Origin of the sequence: Paenibacillus lupini, from assembly GCF_011761355.1 — a bacterium.
Classification (GTDB): Bacteria; Bacillota; Bacilli; order Paenibacillales; family Paenibacillaceae; genus Pristimantibacillus; species Pristimantibacillus lupini.
In genome coordinates this window covers 335,558-356,921 of sequence record NZ_JAASRW010000002.1, presented here as the reverse complement: position 1 = coordinate 356,921, position 21,364 = coordinate 335,558, and the positions used below count along the sequence as shown (strand labels likewise).

Annotated in this window: 19 protein-coding genes and 1 pseudogene; 3 read left to right on the top strand and 17 right to left on the bottom strand. The window is 42.2% G+C overall.

The window, feature by feature from the left end; all coding sequences use genetic code 11:
- Nucleotides 1-96: 96 nt before the first annotated feature.
- Nucleotides 97-1,455 carry an MFS transporter gene (locus FHS17_RS07170; protein WP_243865231.1) on the bottom strand — a complete coding sequence of 453 codons (1,359 nt, stop codon included), beginning with the start codon at nucleotides 1,453-1,455 and terminating at the stop codon, nucleotides 97-99.
- 139 nt (nucleotides 1,456-1,594) lie between these two features.
- Between FHS17_RS07170 and FHS17_RS07165 the strand changes: the two genes are divergently transcribed.
- A complete protein-coding gene (locus FHS17_RS07165; protein WP_167277342.1) occupies nucleotides 1,595-2,425 on the top strand; it encodes a helix-turn-helix transcriptional regulator in 831 nt (276 codons plus the stop codon).
- Between the two features lie 211 nt (nucleotides 2,426-2,636).
- On the opposite strand, the gene FHS17_RS07160 is transcribed toward FHS17_RS07165, so the two are convergent.
- Both FHS17_RS07160 and FHS17_RS07155 read right to left on the bottom strand, forming a co-directional pair.
- Nucleotides 2,637-2,984, bottom strand: coding sequence for a DUF4181 domain-containing protein (locus FHS17_RS07160; protein WP_167277340.1), 348 nt, complete (start codon nucleotides 2,982-2,984; stop codon nucleotides 2,637-2,639).
- 342 nt (nucleotides 2,985-3,326) lie between these two features.
- Nucleotides 3,327-4,178, bottom strand: a complete 852-nt coding sequence (locus FHS17_RS07155) for a hypothetical protein (protein WP_167277338.1) — start codon at nucleotides 4,176-4,178, stop codon at nucleotides 3,327-3,329.
- 431 nt (nucleotides 4,179-4,609) lie between these two features.
- Between FHS17_RS07155 and FHS17_RS07150 the strand changes: the two genes are divergently transcribed.
- On the top strand, nucleotides 4,610-4,765 hold the full coding sequence (locus FHS17_RS07150; protein ID WP_015844449.1) for a hypothetical protein: 156 nt from the start codon (nucleotides 4,610-4,612) through the stop codon (nucleotides 4,763-4,765).
- A gap of 337 nt (nucleotides 4,766-5,102) precedes the next feature.
- On the opposite strand, the gene FHS17_RS07145 is transcribed toward FHS17_RS07150, so the two are convergent.
- The 4 genes from FHS17_RS07145 to FHS17_RS07130 form a co-directional block, all read right to left on the bottom strand.
- On the bottom strand, nucleotides 5,103-5,312 hold the full coding sequence (locus tag FHS17_RS07145; protein ID WP_167277336.1) for a hypothetical protein: 210 nt from the start codon (nucleotides 5,310-5,312) through the stop codon (nucleotides 5,103-5,105).
- 421 nt (nucleotides 5,313-5,733) lie between these two features.
- Entirely contained in the window at nucleotides 5,734-6,162 is a 429-nt protein-coding gene (locus FHS17_RS07140) for a hypothetical protein (RefSeq protein WP_167277334.1), read from the bottom strand.
- Nucleotides 6,163-6,391: 229 nt separating this feature from the next.
- Complete coding sequence (locus FHS17_RS07135; protein ID WP_167277332.1) at nucleotides 6,392-6,817, bottom strand: hypothetical protein; 426 nt, start codon at nucleotides 6,815-6,817, stop codon at nucleotides 6,392-6,394.
- Nucleotides 6,818-7,731: 914 nt separating this feature from the next.
- Entirely contained in the window at nucleotides 7,732-8,322 is a 591-nt protein-coding gene (locus FHS17_RS07130; RefSeq protein ID WP_167277330.1) for a DUF1349 domain-containing protein, read from the bottom strand.
- A 399-nt stretch (nucleotides 8,323-8,721) separates the two neighbouring features.
- On the opposite strand from FHS17_RS07130, the gene FHS17_RS07125 reads away from it, so the two are divergent.
- Nucleotides 8,722-9,525, top strand: coding sequence for a class I SAM-dependent methyltransferase (locus FHS17_RS07125; RefSeq protein ID WP_167277328.1), 804 nt, complete (start codon nucleotides 8,722-8,724; stop codon nucleotides 9,523-9,525).
- A gap of 189 nt (nucleotides 9,526-9,714) precedes the next feature.
- Here FHS17_RS07125 and FHS17_RS07120 read toward each other — a convergent pair.
- The 10 genes and pseudogenes from FHS17_RS07120 to FHS17_RS07075 all read right to left on the bottom strand — a co-directional run bounded on the left by FHS17_RS07120 (nucleotide 9,715) and on the right by FHS17_RS07075 (nucleotide 21,361).
- A pseudogene (locus FHS17_RS07120) lies at nucleotides 9,715-10,299 on the bottom strand (LysE family translocator).
- A gap of 279 nt (nucleotides 10,300-10,578) precedes the next feature.
- Nucleotides 10,579-11,880: an ankyrin repeat domain-containing protein gene (locus FHS17_RS07115; protein WP_167277326.1), complete on the bottom strand. Its 1,302-nt coding sequence runs from the start codon at nucleotides 11,878-11,880 to the stop codon at nucleotides 10,579-10,581.
- 205 nt (nucleotides 11,881-12,085) lie between these two features.
- Nucleotides 12,086-13,777, bottom strand: a complete 1,692-nt coding sequence (ilvD, locus tag FHS17_RS07110; RefSeq protein WP_167277322.1) for a dihydroxy-acid dehydratase — start codon at nucleotides 13,775-13,777, stop codon at nucleotides 12,086-12,088.
- A gap of 21 nt (nucleotides 13,778-13,798) precedes the next feature.
- The gene (locus FHS17_RS07105; RefSeq protein ID WP_167277318.1) at nucleotides 13,799-14,464 is read right to left on the bottom strand and encodes a GntR family transcriptional regulator; all 666 of its coding nucleotides are present in this window, start codon (nucleotides 14,462-14,464) and stop codon (nucleotides 13,799-13,801) included.
- Nucleotides 14,465-14,774: 310 nt separating this feature from the next.
- Entirely contained in the window at nucleotides 14,775-15,074 is a 300-nt protein-coding gene (locus FHS17_RS07100) for a hypothetical protein (protein WP_167277315.1), read from the bottom strand.
- A gap of 421 nt (nucleotides 15,075-15,495) precedes the next feature.
- A complete protein-coding gene (locus FHS17_RS07095; RefSeq protein ID WP_167277311.1) occupies nucleotides 15,496-16,104 on the bottom strand; it encodes a zf-HC2 domain-containing protein in 609 nt (202 codons plus the stop codon).
- Nucleotides 16,105-16,584, bottom strand: coding sequence for a sigma-70 family RNA polymerase sigma factor (locus FHS17_RS07090; RefSeq protein ID WP_167277307.1), 480 nt, complete (start codon nucleotides 16,582-16,584; stop codon nucleotides 16,105-16,107).
- Between the two features lie 320 nt (nucleotides 16,585-16,904).
- Nucleotides 16,905-17,510, bottom strand: coding sequence for a hypothetical protein (locus tag FHS17_RS07085; protein ID WP_167277303.1), 606 nt, complete (start codon nucleotides 17,508-17,510; stop codon nucleotides 16,905-16,907).
- 425 nt (nucleotides 17,511-17,935) lie between these two features.
- Nucleotides 17,936-19,561, bottom strand: a complete 1,626-nt coding sequence (locus FHS17_RS07080) for a response regulator (protein WP_167277300.1) — start codon at nucleotides 19,559-19,561, stop codon at nucleotides 17,936-17,938.
- 12 nt (nucleotides 19,562-19,573) lie between these two features.
- Nucleotides 19,574-21,361, bottom strand: coding sequence for a cache domain-containing sensor histidine kinase (locus tag FHS17_RS07075; RefSeq protein WP_167277295.1), 1,788 nt, complete (start codon nucleotides 21,359-21,361; stop codon nucleotides 19,574-19,576).
- Nucleotides 21,362-21,364: the final 3 nt, after the last annotated feature.

The window sequence follows — 21,364 nt, the reverse complement described above, 5'->3', positions numbered from 1 at the left end:
CATCTTAGAGTGTGAGGGGGTACAGGACGAGGTGTATTATTGGGAATATTAGGTGTTATATTAAGTTCCTTACATACATACAAAAAGATTGCTGGATCAATTCTTCCTGCCGGGCATGGAACTAGAGAGAAATATGCCTATAAATAAAATGATTGTGATTAGAATAAAAGCGGCATGCATGCCAGTCATAAATGATTGGCTGCCGCTGAGAATGGAGCCAATGAGCGCGACCCCTAATACCGATCCGAGCTGGCGGCTGGAATTCAAGGCACCGGAAACAGCGCCGGATTGTTCTTTTAGAACAGAGGACATAACTGCTGACATAAGCGAAGGAATCGTTAAAGAAACCCCAAAACCGATTAATAACAATCCAATAAACGTCCAAACATAACTCGTATTCTCATTCGTCCATACTTGCAGTAATGACCCGGCCGCTCCGAGACAGAACCCAGCTGTCATTGGAATACGTGCGCCTACCCTGCCGACGAGTCGTCCGGTCAGTATCGGATTAAAGGCTAGCGGAAGCATAAGCGGAAGAAGTGAAAGCCCAGCTGAATGAGCTGACAGACCTTGAACTTGCTGAAAAAACAAAGGAAAGACAAATAAAATCCCTGACAACCCTAAGTTAATAGACAATCCGCCAAGCAGGCCTGCCGATACGGTTCTGTTTCTGAATAGCTGCAGCGGAAAAAGTGGTGCTTTTCCTTTTGCCTCAATATAGACAAACAAGAAGATACAGAGCAATGCTAGAACAAACGATCCTACTATCTGAAAAGACTGCCAGCCATATCTTTGTCCTTCCATCAGACTAAAAGATAAGGCGGCGATGGCCCCTATAGCGGTCACCTGTCCCCCTATATCAAAGCTTTTCTGCTGCGACCGAGGGGTTTCTCTGACAAGCAAACCTGTCAGCAGCAGGCTAAGCACAGCAACAGGTACTTGAAGAAGGAATATACTTCGCCATCCTGTTGAATCAGCCAATACTCCACCGATTACCGGCCCGGCTGCCATAGCCACACCGGTAATCGCGGTCCATATCCCCAGCGCTTTGGCACGTTCAGCAGGTTCGGGATACATATGAACCATAAGTGTCAGGGAGGCTGGCAGTAAAGCTGCTCCTCCTATTCCAAGGACGGCGCGCAGCACGATTAATAAGCTGATCGATGAGACAACTGCCGATGCAGCCGAGGCTATAAGGAACAGGACCAGCCCCCAAATATATAAACGTTTTGCTCCCAGCTTGTCAGCAAATACGCCCATCGATAACAGTAATCCAGCAAACACAATCGTATAGGCATTAACGACCCATTGAAGATCGGATATTCCTCCACCTAGATCTGCATGGATGGCTGGAAGTGCGACACTAACAACCGTCATATCAAGCAGCACCATAAAATAGCCAAGCGATAATCCCAGCAGCAACAAGCTGCGGCTGGAGAAGCTTTGTTTATTCAATGTAATTCCCCTCTCATTCTATTCCTGTCGAATTCTCTTAAAGTGTATAATGATCCCTATACAAGATTAAGATGAGGGTTTATCCTAGGAGTCGTTCTCCTACGATAGGAATTAGACAAGGAGAGGAAGGTACCAGATCATGGATGATTCCGTAAGATTAAGTGAGCTTGCGCAGTTTCTGCGGACGCGAAGGGCACGCCTTTCTCCCGAACAGGCTGGATTGCCAAGCAGCGGACGCCGCCGGACACCTGGCCTTAGACGAGGAGAAGTCGCACAGCTGTCAGGCGTCAGCGTCGACTGGTATACGTGGCTGGAGCAAGGTCGTAATATACAAGTATCGTCACAGGTGCTGGATAACATCGGGCATGCTCTCCAATTGGATGCTACTGAACGGAAGCATCTGTACTTGCTGGCACTCCAGCAGCTGCCGGCAGAGTTAAATCAGGAAGAGAATGTAATCAGCGATGATTTGCAGAGCTTCCTTAATGGGCAAGGAACAAGTCCTGCTTTTATAACGAATGATCGATTAGATATCATTGCCTGGAACAAAGCCGCTAGCTGTGTCTATGGCAAATATGAAGAAATGTCGGATCGAGAGCTCAATTCGGTATGGCGTACCTTCATGTCGCCGTACGTCCGTGAAGTACTTCAACAGAATTGGGAAAAGCATGCCCGCCACCGCCTTGCTCAATTCCGTGCGGGTTACGGTAAATTCCCCGGAGATCCTTGGTGGATGGATATGATCAGTGAGCTTAATCTGGCTAGTGATGAATTTAGGGAATGGTGGCCTCAGCACGATGTGCTGAACGGACCCGAAGGGATGAAGATTAACTACCATCCAACAGCCGGGCTGCTAATTTTTAACCAGCTTACTTTTCTGGTATCAGATGCTCCCCACTATACCGTCACGGTTAATATGCCGGCTGATGCACAAACGGCTTCCAGGATGGAACAGCTTCTGCTGGAGTAAGTCAAACGTTCACCGATAGTTGAATGATTAGGTTAGTCGTCGTCCGACACGGGTGCATATACAAAAAAAGCTCCTCAAGAGCGGTTACCCGGCAGCTTTAGAGGAGCAGAAGAAAAGGTTATATACCTATGGTAGACAATTCAAGCGCGTTATGCCAATTAGAAAAAACTAAGAGGGATTAGAATCTACTTATTTTAAGTGATATTGTCAGTTAGAATATAAAAAGACAAATATATATTAATCCGACGGCTAATATAATAAGTGAAATAATATATTCTTTTGAGTCTTTCAAATACTTCCATTCCATAAACGCCTGAAATCCAATGGCAACTGAAAAAAATATTAACCAAAACCATTTAATTGTGCTGTAATCCGTTGTATCCAAAACAAAGAAATAAATACAGATAGCAATGAGTACAAGCAATCCTTTTACCCATCTATTCACGTTCTTTCCGTTAGTATCTGAGATCTTTTCTGATCCCTCTGCAAGGATATATTTTCTTAAAATTATGTTTATTAAAACTAATAGTATCAATAATAATGAAAATGCAAATGGCATGAACTCCCCCCTTACATTTATGTTTGCCGGTAATGGCTCACTCCCTATTTTCCAATCATATCCTATACGTCATAATAACGGATATGTTGCGTTAAACCGCCTTTTACTTTAATGGTGGCGGATCTCTTGGAGAGGATCCGCTAAATAAGAAAAACCGCCAGGGCACAATGCCCTGGCGGTTAATTTATCGTTGATCTAATGTATATCCTTTTGTCAGCACCTTCAGACGGTCCGACTTACACAGTTTAGTCATGAATATCAGTTAAACACAATCGATAGTTATTCTTATAGTCTAACCATTATAAAAACTTTTAAACCTCTACTAACAATTTATCCGCAGTTTTATTCTGAAGAAGAGCTATTTTCTTTATAATCATTTTCATTATAGTATCTGTTTATGTATCCATCAGATCCATATATCACCACTAGCCCTGGCTCTGGGTCTGGAAGGTCATAACCTAGATTAAATACGGGTAAGCTCTTAGCTTCTTCTTTAACAGAATCAAAAAATGCATCTTCTTTGGCTCTATCTTCATCATCTTCTTTGGTAGTTTCTGATGGTGTAGGTTTCTCCTGTTTATCGTCTGAAGCGTATGGTACTGGTTCAGCATCAGGTGATGTTATTATAGCTTTGATATCATATGTAATGGCTGGCTTTGTATGATCATCATACTTTAAGATAGCTCCTGGAGCCAAACGTGTTGGAATTGCATTTTCCATAGTTATTTCAGCATCTTTGTCTTGACCAACCGAGTTATTCATGAACACTTCTGTATTTAGCCCTGCTGTCTTGTTTTCCTGCCATTGTCTATACCATTCCCTACCAGAAGCCCAGTTTTTAGAGGCTGGATTCTCTTTTAGAATTTCAGAACAGGCGAGTGCCATAATATATTCCTTCAATCCATCATTGTCACTATTAGCAAATTTACTGAGCATATATTTTAAAGCAGGTTCACCTTGTGAAACAATGAAGTTGTAATCCTTGTTACTATCTGCTCCCTGAATATATTCATATGGATTAGAGGATAGTGATACCTTAAAATCCTTTGGTTTAGTTATACTGTTCAGTTTTTCTTCGATAGTTAACCCCAAAGTCTTATTAATTGAATCTTCCTTTGCAGAATTACCGCAACCCACTAAACCAGATAGAAATGTAACAGTTAGACATATAACCATAACGTAAATTCTTCTCATAAAGCCCCCTTGTTCTGTTTACTTCTAAGGATTTGTCCATGCTATAAGATACTTCCAGCAATAGTGACAGCAAAAAACATGAAAAGCAGCCCTACGCTGGAAACCAACATTAATTATAAATCCCTCCTTAATATGGAATCGTTGTTTATACGCTGTAAAATTCCATATGTTGCACTTAACAGTCCTTTTATAATAAAGAAAGGAGCAGATGCCAGCGGCAAACTGCTCCCTGTTTTCAAACTATTGTTTCCAGTTAGTTTACTCCTCAGGGGCATAGGGTTGCATTCCCCCGGACATTCAACCTTCCATGACCTTCATAACGGAGAGGTAAATGGGAATTAGATAAATACCTTTGAGGCAAATACCCAAGCATCATACTTCCCCATACATATTATAAAGAATACTCCAGACGTGAGGAGGTGTTGTGAATTATGTCAGGGTTTGGCCATGGAAATCAAGTTGGCGGAATTCTTGTACTGTTCATCTTGCTGGTGATTATCGTCTGCGGATGTGGCTTTGTTGGCGGCTGGGGCGGCGGTTACGGCCCACAAGTTGGTGGTGTAGGCACAGGTAAAGGGTACTACTAATCGTTACAAGCTTCTGCCTCCATGACAGTTGACTAACGATATTTCTCTAAATATAAAACAAAAGACCTCTTTGTCGGAGGTCTTTTTAGCTTGCTCTTTCCAATATTATCCCTGCGATATTTTTCTCAAGACAAAGAAGCGATACAAAAGGGTTGGTGTTACTGTTACCCAACCCTTTTTCATGCCTTCAGCCGCCTGCTCCTGTTACTTCACATTTACTACTGGATGCAGGACATATAATATACGGGAGAGTTTCTAAAGCTACCCTGCCTAAATGAGAAAATACCGGATTCAAAGTTAACGGTGGTGTGTTTTTTACTTAAGCTATTGTTCCCAGCTAGCTTAATGATTTTTTCTGTGCTACAAATGCAGCAACAATAATACTCACAGCACCTACGATTAATGTGATCGCAATAAGAACGATATCAAATAAAGTGTCATCAGGTGTATGCACCTCATGAATTGTATTATTAAACATAAGAATTTCAACAAACAAAGCAATAATCCAACAAGCAAATAATGTTGTTAATATTGAACTCTTATCCATAATATCCACCTTCTTATTCTCATCAATTCTAGTCGCCATCTTGTTGAATGGAGTTACCGTGTATTACCGTGTACAGAGAGTACAAACGCCCGGAGATAACACTAATTCTATTTTTCTTTACTCAATTTAAGCAAAATTGCATAAATCCTCACTATGAAAGCTAATATTATAGCGCATCCAATTAATATACCTACATTACTAAGACTAGCTAATATGTAGACTACAATTAAACAAACAATAAAAAGTCAGCAACAAACCTTTCAATAATTTCCCTCCCTCATCATTTTTGATATATAGATAGCAATAACACACTAACATATATTGGAATTATCCTGCCCTTTACTTCAAATAAAGCTGCAGCTGATCCTACGATCTGCTGCAGCTTTATTGATTCAACTAAAGTTCCCAGTTAGTTGAATAATTAATTATTATATTGTGTTAATTGTAACGTCTCACTTTTATTATTCCATTTAATAATAACCAGGATTTTTTCCTCATGATTTCCGACAATATCTTGTATAAAATCACCATCAAACTCAATTAAAAACTGAGCTTTATCTATTTCATCATAATGTATTGTTTTCGGAATGTTCCCCTTTCTCGTACCATATGAGAATACAATTTCTTTGGTTGCTATTAGTTCAGAAAAACTGCCTTTGTAAAAAAAGTTAAATACCACTTTTTCTTTCGCTGTTTGAGAAGAATTTGTTTTATATTGAGCGATCCAATTCTCATCTTCCGCATAGAAAATAACTTCTGATTTATTTTGTTTATCACCTGTACATCCCGAAATAGAGGTAATAAAAGTGACTAATAACAAAAGACTTAAACCTAATCTTATAAATTTCATAAATCCCCTCCATTTCCTTTCAAATATACTACAAACGTGCAGCCATTGTAGTCGCTCATGCCATACTAAGAATCGCTTATTACTTACTAACCCGCAAAGAAATGTATGTAGATCTAGGTGTATGACAGGTGCTCACCTTTAAAAAAACTAAAGTGCGGCGCCCTTCTTTTCTTTTTTAATGTTACTTCAATGAATTTTCATGGTAGTTTAATCCACTTGCGGCGCTATTTTATTCAAATAGCCAATTTATCTCTGTTGAGCCGATGTCTTTTTCAGCTATCACTGGTGTTTTTTTAGCATCGCCTAACTTTTCAATGCGCAATTGATATGGTTTAAGCATATCTTCCCAATTGTTAGAAGTCGACGAGTTTGAAGCAGCATAGCTGAGATAATCAGTAACAATTTGTTTCAATTGTTCACTGCTTATTTGACTCTGGTTATATTCAATTCCAACTTTATATAATTTCTCTTTGGGGTCGGCAGCGAACCCAGTCAAAACTATACCAGGTTGTTTATCAATTTGTTTTATACTTTCAGACAATCTTTGTCCGACTTCAGGAAAAGTATCCTTATTGCTTTCTCCTTGGCAGCCCGCAATAATTGTAACGGACGTAATCATAATAACTAATACAAATAGATATAAAGTGCGCTGCAAATTTTATCCACCCCTTTTCTTCATAGTAAGACGCTTAATGAATAACAGAAGTTGCGTTAACCTACCCTCAGTTGAGAAAACGGCAGCTCATCATGTGTGAGCTGCCGTAGTGTCTTTATAGAGCTAATGTTCTCCGTTAGATGAGGCCTATATTTAAACAAATTCGATTTCAAAAAATGGAGATTTCGTCGTTTCGTTGAGGAACAGCTCTTATAGAATTAATTCTTAAAAACAAAAATGTTTATATTGGCATCTATCATTCTTGACGAAACAATAATTTTATAGTTAGCATCTTTAAATTCCTTAGAGGGAAGCACGTCCTCAGCCCTTGTCTTTGCACTAAGATATTTCATCACTGCGGCCACTGTTTCTGAATCCACCTTCTGCAACAGGATCTCTTCAATCCTTTTATAATTACAGATTTCAACAAAATCACTTCCCTGCTGATTTAATGTGTACCGTTAGATTAGCGTTAGTTATGGCGCATGAACAGTCTAATACTTTAATTTCTCAGTGTATAATTTTGTTTTCCTAGTCCTCAGTCTAACATCTTTATTTTTCAGTTTAACATTTTAGTTTCTATGCACAGATAAGAGTAGATTGCCACAGTCACATAGGAATTTTCCCACACTTAATAAGCACCTTCTATTGATTTACAGTACTATTCGTTATTAATATTCATTTTCCTTTAATTGGGACTAACCTACTATCGTTCTTCGATAGTTCAATTAAAAAGCCCACCTGGTAAACAAACTGGACAAAAACAAAGACTGCCGAGACATTCTCGACAGTCTGAACATTCTTAGTATGTTTTTTTAAATAGATTACTTAATAAGGATGATTTCTCGAATAGCTGATTAAAATCTTCTACTATACTTATCTCTCTTATGCAAGCTCAGTACGACAGGATATCATTATTTACCCATACGAATATTCTTGACTGTTTTTCTTTCTATAATCAGATTTTCATAAATTCTATTGCCGCCGTTTCCTAGCGGTGCCTGTGCCAATAACCCCACTTTGACAGTATTCTCATCCACAGGTAAGGTGAAATATCTCATCATATAAAAGTTTTCTCCATCCGTAGAATAGTGGAAAGCAAATGATTCTCCACTTCTGCACATTTGGAGCCATACCGTATTATTATCAATATTGCAGCCGTTTGCATCATCTGATTCTTCCTTCGTAACAACACTAACTACTGCATGAGTATCAAAATCAGTTAGTTCAAAACAGGCCTTTGCCCAATTGGTCATATCCTTCATTACCATGATAGAAGCAGAATCGTAAGTATCTTTAAAATCATGCGATACTTTCACTCGCATAACGAAATCCCCGGATACTTGGGTATAGTAAAAAGGTGCATTACACAGTGTTTTCGGTGTAATTCCTTCTTCTGAATCTGCTCCGTGGTTACAGAAAAAGTCACTTTTCTCTGTAGCATATATTTCTATTCTACCATCTGTTTCAGTAATTGCGCTTTCATTAATCCATCTAAAATCCATTGTTCTACCTCCTTGAAATAATTTCATTTGCTAATTGCTCTTTCAACAATGCCATCAAGCATGGTAAGCATGTCTTCAATTATTACTTATTTTACCATAAATAACCTGTATTGCGAACTCTTCCGAATGTCCAATATCCTGTTAAAAAATATGAAGCTTCCGATCGTATACCGGCAGCTTCATTCAGTTTGGCTATTCAACGACCATTCCTCGTTAGAGCTTAACAGACTTACCATTTTCTATAAACAGGAAAAAACACATTAAGTAATAAAGTCTCTTTAATTGTTTAAGAGCAAGAAGTATTATTTTCGTAATACAGACTGTCCCTTGTGCCCACATTAAGTTGAAGTGACTATGGTTTGCAGTTGGCGAAATATCAATTGGAAAGAAGGTATAACATTGACCAATTATCGCGACATGAACCGATTGAATTGGAACGATCGAACCGCAGTTCATGCTAAGTCAAAATTTTATAATATCGATGCTTTTTTGGCTGGGAAGAGTTCTCTGTCCGAACTGGATCAGGCTGAGCTCGGCGATGTAGCCGGGCGCACGATGCTTCATTTGCAATGCCATTTTGGAAAAGATTCACTTTCCTGGGCGAGAGCAGGTGCTCATGTGACAGGAGTAGATATTTCGGAGGAAGCGATTGCTTTAGCCCAATCGTTGAACGAAAAACTGGGGCTTGACGCACGTTTCCTACGCTCGGACATTTATGACGCCAAGGAATTGCTTCAGGGAGAGCTGTTCGACATCGTATATACGTCGTATGGCGTTCTTTGCTGGCTTCCTGATTTGACACGATGGGCAGAGTTGATCAGCTCATCCTTAAAGCAGGGAGGCATATTTTATATGGCCGAACTTCATCCTATTACCTTTATTTATGAAGCAGTAGACAACCATCTGAAATTCAGTTATCCCTATTTCGATAACGAAGTTCGGATCTACGATTCCGCTACAACGTATACCGGTGATGAAGATAAGATGGAACATCCCGTCACCTATCAATGGCAACATACGCTTGGCGAAATCATAAGCGCGCTTGTCGGTGCTGGACTGACATTAGATTTTTTGCATGAATTTCCGTACACCGTATACAATATGTTTCCGGGCTTCATGGTTCAGGACGATCAAGGAAAATGGCACTTGAAAGAAAACAACCATTTGCCACTGCTATTCTCCATCAAAGCCACGAAGCGTTAATGTTTTAATATGTAACTATGTAATCAGCCCCTTACCCAATAAAAATCGTCTGAATGAAAGGACCTTGATCCAAGACCTTGATAACAGAAACTAACCCCTTAGATAAGAAAAGGCAGGCTGATTTAATTGATCGCTGCCTTTGTTGTTGCATATTGAACTGTCGTTTTTCGTTAACGTAAATCATTTCATTTACCTACGTTGGACAGCCAGCTTAACAGCCAGTCCTGTCAATACGCCAGACATGATCCAACGCTGTGCCTTAAGCCATGTCGGACGTTTACCTAACCAACTGGAAATCTGACTTGCAGTAAGAACAATAAGGAGATTCACCGTAAAGCTGATTAAAATTTGTGTCAGCCCCAAAATCACACTTTGTGCCAGCAAAGAGCCTTTATCAGGATTCTGAAACTATGGTAAAAGCGAGATATACAAAACGGCGATCTTTGGATTAAGCAAATTGGTTATAAAACCCATCATGAACAATTTGCGTGGCTTTTCAATCGGGGGGAGAGCGACTGGTGTCAGTATAGAGGCAGAACCAGACTTGAGAGACTTCCATGCGAGCCAAAGCAAATATGCAGCACCAGCCCACTTCATCGCTGTATAAATAACCGGTACGGTATTGAATATTGTTATCAGACCAAGCATAGAGGCAGTAAGATATACAACAAAGCCAAGCACAACTCCCATTAAAGATATAATGCCCGCCTTACGCCCTTGAGAAATCGAACGCGAGATCAGATAGATCATATTGGGTCCGGGAGAACAAACCATTCCAAGCGATACAATTCCAAAAGCAATTAATGTTCCTAAATTAAGCAAAGTCGTTCCACCCCCAATAGAAGCTATTTAAATCTAAAGTATATTATCATGATAAAATATTAATGTATACCACAATCTGTACGCACAAGATACAGTGATGCTCGTAACGGAGCTTCAAATTATGCAGAGCATGCTGTACAACCCTCTATATCTTCAATAAATCAAAACAACCTTAGTCCGGCGAACCGCCGAGCCAAGGTTGTTTTTCAATTCTATATTTACTACTTTGTTTTAATACGATGCTCCATGCCGACAAAGAACCTGTTTCACATGCTCGCTACCTGCAGCTTGAGTTGGAAGTTTAGCCCCTGCTTGAACGAGGCTTTCCGCTACCTCGGCATAATTCCCGTCAGGATTTAGAATATGAAGCGATCCCCAGATACAACTGTTCAATGGAGTCCCCCCGAATTCATTTAGGACATCCAGTGAGGCACCATGGTCTATGAGCAGCTGGACGATCTTAACATTACCTTGTCCCGCGGCATGATGAAGGGCGGTCGCAGAATGTTCTTTTCGGCGAGCATCGACATGAAAACCAACTTCGAGCATGAGTTGAACGGCATCCGTTTGATTATTCCATGCCGCATCCGCAATGATGCTCTGCTCTTCCGGTTGAAGAGATTGAACAATGCCCGGATATTCCTTTAATAGGCTATCGACGCCTCTTCGATCTGCCCGCATACAGGCAAGCAGCAATCTCTGCTCAACTGAACTATAGGAAAGTATAAGATCTGTGATTTCTTCATGACCTAGCCGCTCCGCGAAAAAGAGTGGTCTCATAGCTCCGCCGATATTGTATTCATAAATATGCCCTCCTGGAGCGGTGAAGTCCCCTTTTCCAACCTGTACCTGTAACGAGTTCGGATCCTCATTCAACATACGGCGGACAAGCTCGATGTCCCCTAGCTTACAAGCTATAAAAATATCCGTTTGCGCACCACGTTGCACGAGATGCCTGCACCGCTCCAGGTTGTTCACAGCATATTGAGCAGGAGTACCGTTGTGGTCTAAATCTCGCCTATCAATATCAGCACCGTGATTCAGCAGGAAATCGATGATCTCCTGGGAACCGGCATAATGCAATGGAACCTGCCCATCCGGCCCACGCAGATTGACGATGTCCGGATCCTCTTCCACCATTTTTCGAAGAGCATCCACCATTCCCAGTGCAGCCGCAGCATGCGGATCCACAATGGCTCCCCGTTCGATAAGATAACGGGATAAGTCGTAATGATCATGATGCAGAACGCCGAAGCCTCCCGCCCACCAGCTGCTCTTGGTATTGATATTCGCCCCGTACTCCAGCAATACGTCAACCATCTTACGGTCTCCCCTATTTGCGGCACTTACAATCGCAGGCGTATCAAAAGCAAACCAAGGTTCGTCGATTTGAACAGCCAGCAACGGATGTAGTTGCAGTAATCGCTCTACAGCTTCCGGGTCGTTACCGCTAACACCTTGTTTAAATTGTTCAATGATACTCCTATCCAGCTCATCATCTGAAATCACCAAATGGTTATTCTTATCGGTCATAATACGATTATTCCTCCTAGCATGCTAGTTTGAGGCTTGTCATAAAATACTTTTAAAAGAGTCAATACTATCTTCGATGGCTTTGCTCCCGATACCTTTTCGAAATAGTACTCTGCACAAAATTTTAGCTGCACTAATTCAAGTCGCAAAAAAGCAGCCGATCTGGCCGGCTGCCGCGGGGTTCCTATTAACGCGATTTTAAACCTTATTCTAAGATATCAGTTACTGCACCTTTAGATGCAGAAGAAACTAGTCTAGCATACTTTACTAGTACACCTGAATTTACTTTAAGTGGAGGCTGTACCCATGCTTGCGCCCGATCAGTTAACTCCTCGTCAGTTACATCAAATGTGATCTGCTGCGTCTCGCTGTCGATGGTAATAGTATCCCCGTTTCTCAGCAACGCGATTGGTCCACCTACTTGTGCTTCAGGCGATACATGACCGACCACAAATCCATGCGAGCCGCCAGAGAACCTGCCATCCGTAATAAGGGCAACTTCTCCACCAAGACCTTTACCTACAATTAGTGCCGTAACAGATAACATCTCCGGCATTCCTGGCCCGCCCTTAGGGCCGCAATAGCGAATGACCAATACATCCCCTTTATGGATTTCATTTCTCAAGATTGCTTCCGTTGCCTCGTCCTCGCTGTCATACACCTTTGCAGGTCCGGCAAACCGCAGCTTTTTCATGCCTGACATTTTGGCAACGGCACCTTCAGGAGCTAGGTTACCTCTGAGTACAACCAATGGTCCATTCGGTTTCAGTGGCTTATCTAATGGGCGAATAATCTCCTGGTCGTTTCGTAGTGGAGCTGCCTCAGCTAGATTCTCTGCTAAAGTTTTACCAGTGACCGTCAAGCAATCACCGTGAAGAAGACCCTCAGCGAGCAACAACTTCATTACTCCCGGTATGCCACCAACATCATTTAAATCCTGCATGGCATATCGGCCACTTGGCTTCAGGTCAGCCAGGTGGGGAACACGCAGGCGGATTCGCTCAAAATCATCTAATGTCAAATCAACGCCTACCGAGTGTGCAATGGCGAGCAGATGCAGAAACGCATTTGTTGAACCACCTAGAGCCATAACCACAGTAATCGCATTCTCAAACGCTTTTTTCGTCATGATATCTTTGGGGTAGATATCACGTTCCAGAAGCGTTATGACTTGTCTGCCTGCCGCAGCACATTCTTCCGCTTTGTCAGGAGAGATTGCTGGCGTAGAGGAGGAACCGGGAAGGCACATGCCCAAAGCTTCTGCCGCTGCAGCCATTGTATTGGCGGTATACATGCCACCACAGGAGCCCGGACCTGGACAAACGCTGCATTCCACCTTGTGGAGCTGTTCATCAGTCATTTTCCCATCATGATATAGGCCGACTGCTTCAAAGGCCGTAACGATATCAACGTTTTTACCGTCGAGCTTGCCAGGTTGAATCGTTCCGCCGTATACGTAAACGGAAGGAATATTCATCCGCCCGATTGCCATCAAACAGGCAGGCGTGTTTTTATCGCATCCACCGATTGCCACGAGACCGTCAAAGCGTTCAGCTCCTGTTACAATCTCAATAGAATCTGCAATGGCTTCCCTGCTTGGTAACGAGAACAGCATGCCTCCATGCCCCATTGATATGCCATCAGAAACGGTAATTGTATTGAAAATCAACGGAGCGCCACCATGATCACGCGCCCCTTGCTTGGCTTGAATCGCTAATTCATTTATGTGCATATTACATGGGGTTACCTCACTCCAAGTACTAGCAACGCCAATCATCGGCCTTTTGAAATCTTCATCAGTAAAACCAACGGCGCGGAGCATCGCTCTATTCGGTACCCGATTGACACCCTCACTGATTACCTTGCTACGAATACGAAGATCTTTTTTGTTCACCATCTTTGTTTGCCCCTTTCTGTTTTAAAGTAGCCCGTATAGTTCCTGCATCGGACGAATGAAATTTTGCTTTATAATGGCTTGAGCGAGGTCACTATCGTTCTTTTCGAAAGCTGTAATAATCAAAGCATGCTCATCAACTGAAGCTTGTGTCGCAGCAACCGGCTGCTTTAGGAACACGTATTTAAAGCGTCGTTTATGAATCTGAAGCGATGCGCTGAATGAAGCGACATAAGAATTATCGGAAAGCTCCACAATAAGATTATGAAACTGTTCATCCACCTCCATGGCTTGGTAAGCTTGACCACTCTTAATCGCGTTAGCAAATTCTAAATTAATCGCGCGCAGTTGCTCGATCTGCTCAGGAACTATCACTTTTGCGGCAGTTTCTGCTGCTAAAGCCTGAAGAACTGCCATCGTAGAATACATTTTAAAGATGTCGTCCTTCTCAATTTCCGTTACTTTGGTTTCTTTTCCAGGATGCATGGAAACAAGCCCCTGTACTTCAAGTAGCTGAAATGCTTCCCTAATAGGTGTGCGGCTTACACCAAGCGACTCAGCCAATTCAGCATCGATAAGTTTTTCACCAGGTTGCAACGTGCCATCGATAATCCAGCGTTGAATTTGGGAGAAGGCCCTTTCTTTAGCGGACATCCGTACTGGCGAGATAAATCCTTTAGGTACTGGCATTGTTATCATCCTTACTTTTTCGTTTACATATATGCAATATATCGCATACTTATATTAAATGCAAGTTGGAACAAAAAAATGAAGCCACCCGTATCCTTGGGTGGCTTCATTTTGCGTAGAATATACATGTCTATCCTTACGTTATTCTGTCCTAAAATACCAGCGACAGCACGAAATTCTCTTCATCAAACTCTAAGACCAAACATTCAAAGTTATCTTTACGCTACTTGCTTCTTCATCTTCATTTATACTTCTTTTGGTTTGCTGCATTTCTCTGGATCTAACGTTTCCTTTAACGAACCAAGTAAATTTAGAAACTGTTATTGGAATTCTTTTCTACCTTTTTTGTTAAATTTATTATCTCATCTCTAAGCGAGAGAGTTTCTTTTTTAACCTCACCAACAAACTTTAATAATGTAATACCAAGTGCTGTTAGAATGACACCGAGTAATGGAAATACAACCCTCTTTGCTGTTATCGACATATACACACTATTAGGGGTTTCGGATGAGTGTGTATGAGGAAGGTATTGCCATAACCCAAGAATAATTAAAAAAATTCCTGCTAGAATCATTACATACAAAATCTTTCTCATCGCATCGTAATACATAGTTATACCCTCCATTGTAAGGCTTGTAGTTATTGAGCTATTGTTCACGTTAACGTAATGAACTCTGTCAAATCCCCCGAAGCGTGAACTTGGTGTTCTCTGAAGGATACGGTTTCTATGAAACACCAACACTTCTTTTATTTAACTTCTTAAAAGCAGAGCATTCACGATTTGATCTAATAAAATCTAATATCATATTGGCGCATTCGTCTGGTCTCAGGGTTTCAGTATTTAGTTCAATTTCATACTCATTAAAGCGTAATAGTTCTGTTGATATGGATGTCTTTCCGGAACTTGAAGTTCCATTTAGAAAAACGATTAATCCTTGCTTCAAGTTAATCACTTCAAAAGTTCTTTTTTACAAACCTAGTGATATCAGTCATATCTAAGGTATTCGTGCAGTGATTTAGCAATCCTGCCCTTACTTGTCATAGTTATCTGATGTAAAAACAATGTCACCGTCTCCTAACCGGAGAATGACTTTATAATCATGCTTGTTGAAGCTGTCAGTCGTGCTGCCAAACATAAAGGAGGTATTGTCGCTTTCCAGGACTGGTGAAGGCAGCAATTCGCGAGGTTTTACAAGCACACCAATAACAGGCTTGATACCATTGCTGTCTTTTTCGCCATAAATCGTTTCTGTTTTCACAAGCAAGGCTTTGCCGTTAGTAAGCTCCATATTTATTTGCCACATGTCCCCCTTAACGTTGGTTGTATAGATGAGATCTGTCTTGGTGACAGGTGAGCCTATGGCGAAAAAGTAAGTTAACAGGGCAAAAATCAACAGGAGTATTACTAATCCCGTTACCACTTTCTTCGTTGTTATTTTTCGTACCTTCTTTAAAAAATCAATTTCCTTCTTATTTACATGTAAATTGGCGTTGTCTAACGAAGTGGACAGTTTAGCATGAAGCACACGGCATGTTTCGCATTCCTGTAAGTGTTGCTGGATGTCATGTTCAGTTTCCGCACTGAGCAAGCCGTCTATATAACTTGGCAAAAGGTCTTGGACAATATGGCATTTGATCATTTATAACACCTCCATAATTTTTTGTTTTGCTCGGTAGAAAGTGACACGTGCCCAATTTTCACTTTTTCCCAGTATTTCACCTATTTCTGCGAAGGAAAATTCACCGGATATACGCATATGTACAATTTCTCTCATAGGTTCACTCAATTTGTGAATAGCTCGATACAAGTCCATTTTGTTACTTTGGAACAAGGTGGCTTCTTCCGGCGACATATTCGGAGAAGGGATCTCTTCGTGTAACTCTTCGTTTGGATGCCTTTTTCTTTTCCCAAGTTCCTGATACCACACGTGCTTAGCGATCTGGCAAAGCCAAACACTTATTTTGCAGGAGCCGTTGTAGGTATGAATCGAGTATACAGCGCGGTAAAATGTTTCCTCTGTTAATTCCTCAGCCAAATCTTCATCATGAGTAAGGCTAAGTAAATATCGGTAGACACTTTTTGCATAATTTTTATAGATTTTTTCTATATCCTCCGCCACTTCCTCACTCCCTTCGACTATATATCCAATAAATTAATAGTTCGTTACAATTGAAGTTAATTTTTTTATAGCATACGTGTCACTCACGCTTTTGCATTATCGCTGATAGCCCCATTACGCTGAACACCATAAGTAAGCACCTAGTCAATATTTTCCGAAAGCATCGAAGAACAAGAGATTGTCCTTGATATCTGTCCTTTTACACAACAAAGCAAAGCTGCCTATCGTGGCCGGCAGCTTCATCTGTTTGGCTATTCAACTGTAGTTTCTCAGAAAAATAAGTCATTTACTGAAATTATATCCGTTTATTCTGATCGGCATCATCTAACCAATCTTCTTCCTATTCGCCATATGATCAGTCCAGTTGCCCATAGGATCAGAGCAGAGCCAATGCCTGTTATAGACATATATGCATTGATCTGATGTTCCCCTAACGTGAACTCCGCAGGCACGAATAGCCGTATAACGATAGGGAGCAAACAAAGAAGTGCGCCTGTCCAATAATAAAATTTGACTTGGAATAGAGGAGCCAACGGAAAAAAATGAACGCCGACAATAATAGCTATTACAAGAGGGATTAATTCAGTGCTCTCAGTATTATTGCAAATAGCAATCGCGATTGCTATAGCTATTCCTTCCGCCGCGAAAATAAGGTTGAACCATAGCCTTGTACGCTTCCCTAACCTTACGTCAGTTGTGGAGGCCTGATTCGTTAATTGTCGAGATGCAATTATTAGTGAAAATCCGCTGATGAACAGTGACACTCCCATGATTATTGCAATAACTAACAACAATGGAAGCCCCCAGCCCTGCAGTCCCATAATTCCAGTGTACGCCCACAAAGTACCGAAAAGTGCCATAAAAAAAACACCGGATGCCGTTCCAACCACTGCGGCTCTTGGAATCGTACTTGATGTTTGTGTCATAACTGAAAATCCCCCTTTAATTCATGTTGTAGATAGCGATTCAATCGCCAATCCCGTACTGGGATGCTTTTAGTATAAGTAAAAATGATGAACCTATATAAGTATAAAAGTTCATACTTCAACATGAAGATATTCAGATGTTTCGGGTGAACCTTATGAACTTTCTCACAAAAATTATAGGTAAGTATTCATTAGCTAATAAATTGAATAGACCGACCACCAAGATGGTCGACTTCTTTCTCTGTGCAGCATTGCATCTTTCTTCATCTGATATATCTCTTAAAAACGCAATAACATTATTTTTGTTGTGGTCACCAATGAATGAAGGTTTCTCAATCATCTATTCTTAAAATAAAAAATAGCCGTTCAGTGATTAAACCTGAATGGCTATCTATGTTTGTTTTTTCAATATAATAAGGAATTACTTATACCTTCAGTGACCGAGCCTGCTCACGGTAATCGTTAGGCGCGAATCCTGTAACGCTTTTGAATACACGGTTGAAATGCCGGATATTCCCGAAGCCTGTACTCTCTGCAATAACCGTCACTTTCTCATTCGAGGTGACGAGACGTTTCTTCGCATCGCTCACTCTCAGATCGGTCCAATATTCCACTAGAGATGTTCCTGTACGCTGCTTGAATAAGGTAGACAAATAAGCAGGATTCAGGAAAACATGCTCCGCCACATGCTTCAGTGACAGTGGCTCCTGGTAATGCTGATTGACAAAACGAATGACCTTTTCAATCGGATCATGATCGGAATGCCGCTGCCCGTACGCGATACACTCCGACAGTCTGCCAAGATAAGAACGGCAGCATTCAATAAGCTCAGCGCGTGAGTTAAGCGAGCAAATCTCCAGCAGCACAGCTTGAATGGTCCGTTCACCAAGCCAGCTTTTCGTAAGCCCTAACTTCTCTGCTTCCTCGTATCCATGAATAAGCAGCTTGCATATTTGCTGATGAATGATCTCAGGGCTCTTTGCCTGTAAACAAAGACTCGTGATGAAGGTGACAACATGCTGGATCGTCTGCTCAGGCTTTCCTTCGTGAATGGATGACTCCAGCTGTTCGAGCGCATGCTCTCGTGTTGAGTTCCATGCTAGTTCTTCATTACCTTCATTCATCCGTTCATAACTGATAACTCTATCTCCGCCTACAATTAACCGATGCAGCTGCGCGATCTTCGCTTCCTGGAACGAGCGCGGGATCTCCTTGATCCCACTAACCGTCCGACCTAAGCCAATCGTGACTGTCAATCTCGATAACGAAATCATGCGCCTGCGAATAGTCTCCGACAGCTCAAAGAGTGGATTTCCTGCCTCATGCTGACTGGCCACATTCACAAGAGCAACGACTTCTGTCTCTGATAAAATAAACGAAAAACCTTTGGCACGCTGGTCGAGCAATTCCTGAACGATCTGTTGAATATACAGCTGGAATAAGCTTGGATCTGCTTTATCATATCGTTCTTGATCCAGGGCATCCTTGTCCAGCTTGATAAGCATGCAGGCAAAGTTGGGCTCCGTAAAGGTTAGGCCGATTCTTGCTAGAAGCGCCAAATCCCCTTCATTCACGTAGCCCTTCAGAAGCCCGGCAACCAGATGCTCGCTCACATGCTGACGGATCATCCGTGCATCTGCAGGCTCAGCTGCATAAACCTCTGTTGTCGTCTGAACCTTAGCCAGCTCACTTTCGAGTCGATCTAGTGTCTTGAACAACTCTTCCCGCTCCACCGGCTTCATTAGGTAATCCCGAACCCCATGGCGCAGCGACTGCTGCAGGTACGTAAACTCATCAAAGCCGCTGAGCACAATGACGAGCAGATTCGGGAACCGCTTCTTCGTAATTTGAATCAATTGCAGTCCATCCATCCGGGGCATGCGGATATCGGTCAGAAGTACGTCGGGCTGTAAGCTCTCTACCATTTCAAGTGCTTCATACCCATCCCTTGCTTCGCCGACAACCTGCCAACTGCCGGAAGAGGACTCGACGATTTTACGTAGACCCTTACGAAAAATAGCTTCATCATCAACTATAAGAATGGTAGGCATTGGCTTGTCCTCCTAACCTGTCATGGAATAAGCGATTGGCATATTTATAATGACCTTAAGTCCTTGGAAAGGCATACTTTCCAGCTGAAGTCCGTATTGCTCCCCATAATGCAGCCTGATTCTGCGGTGCACGTTCATAAGACCGTTGCCGGTTGTGCCGCCAAGATCATGAATTTTCTCCAGCCTATAACGAATCGTGCTCAGCTGCTCGCTGGTCATGCCAATTCCATCATCCTCAATGACGATGGTCAATACCCCTTGCTCCTGATAACAGGAAAGCCGGATAAGACCCTCTCCGATCCCTTTGTCCAGCCCATGATTAATGGCGTTCTCCACAATCGGTTGAATCATAAGAGGAATAACCGGGCAGCTATACAAGGCTTCATCAACCTCCACACGGAAATCAATTCGTTCCTCGTAGCGCATTTTTTGAATTGTCATATAGCCTTGAACATGATCCATCTCATCGCGCAGTGTCACCGTGTCCTTGCGGCCGCTTAACGAGTAGCGGAGCAGACGGCTTAAATTATTCGTCATCTTAACAACCTCCTGGTTGCCTTCTACCTCGGCATACATGGAGATTGAGCCAAGCGTATTGTATAGAAAATGCGGGTTGATCTTGCTTTGCAGTGCTGCAATTTCGGCATCCTTTTCCCGAATCTCCGTTTCATACAACCGGTAACCCAGCTCGCTCAAATGCGATACCATCATGTTAAAAGCGCTACCCAGCTGACCAACCTCATCCCATTGCTTGACTGGGAAAGATACCTTCAGATCGCCCCGCTCCACCTTGCGCATCAACGTACGCAGCATCCGAAGTGGACTCGTAATCCGGAAGGCGATCACGACGGACAACAGTACAGCTAAGCTGATACAGATTCCGCCAATGAGTAAAATGGAGTTGCGGACAACAACACTGTCCTTCATAAGCTCTGATATAGGAACGACACCAACGGTTGTCCATCCCGTCACTTCCGAATTGACATGAGCAACCAACAGGCTTTTCCCGTCTACTTTATGATGCGAGACCCCTTCCTGCGTAAGTCCTTCTATAACAGGATAAATCGCTGTTTTTTCCTTACGCAGCACCAGATCCCCCACACTGTCAGTCATGTACAGAGATTCCTTGCTTCCAAGGCTTACCTGTGACAGCAGTTTACGGACCGCCGCAGGATCAATATCGATAACGATATAGCCAAGTGTATCTCCGCTGTCAAAGCTGCGGAGCTCACGGGCGATGGAGAACACCTTGTACACCGTTCCGCTTGTCGACTTCACATCATGTGTCGTGATGAAGGTTGGCTGGCCGAATCTTCCCTTTGCTTTATCGAGCCATTCTGGATTACCGCCAAGCTGATAGGTCGTCATATATTGGCTTTCCGGCAGCACGACATAAGAGGCTCCATGTTCACCAAATAACGAAATGCCCATAATATCGACGCGTCCGTTCAGGAATACTTTGGAGACAAAGTTGTTCAGATCATCGATCTCCTGCAAGGTCAGCGCTTCTCCAGGGTCTCGGGAGGTACCGAGAAAATCTAAAATCTCCTGGTATTGATACGGCATGAGCGACAGCCGATTAAGTTCATTCATATAGGTATCAATATTCAGCGTCACTTGCTTCAGCATCTGAAGCTGATATTTACCTACCTGCTCTTCCATTTTGGAAGCGAAGATCGAGAACGACCAGGCTCCAATTACCCCAAGCGGGACAACGATCAGCAGTACATTTATAAGGATGAGCTTGCGTGCGAGTGCCAGGTTTTTGAACCAATGTTGTGGACGCTTAAGAAGATTCATCCT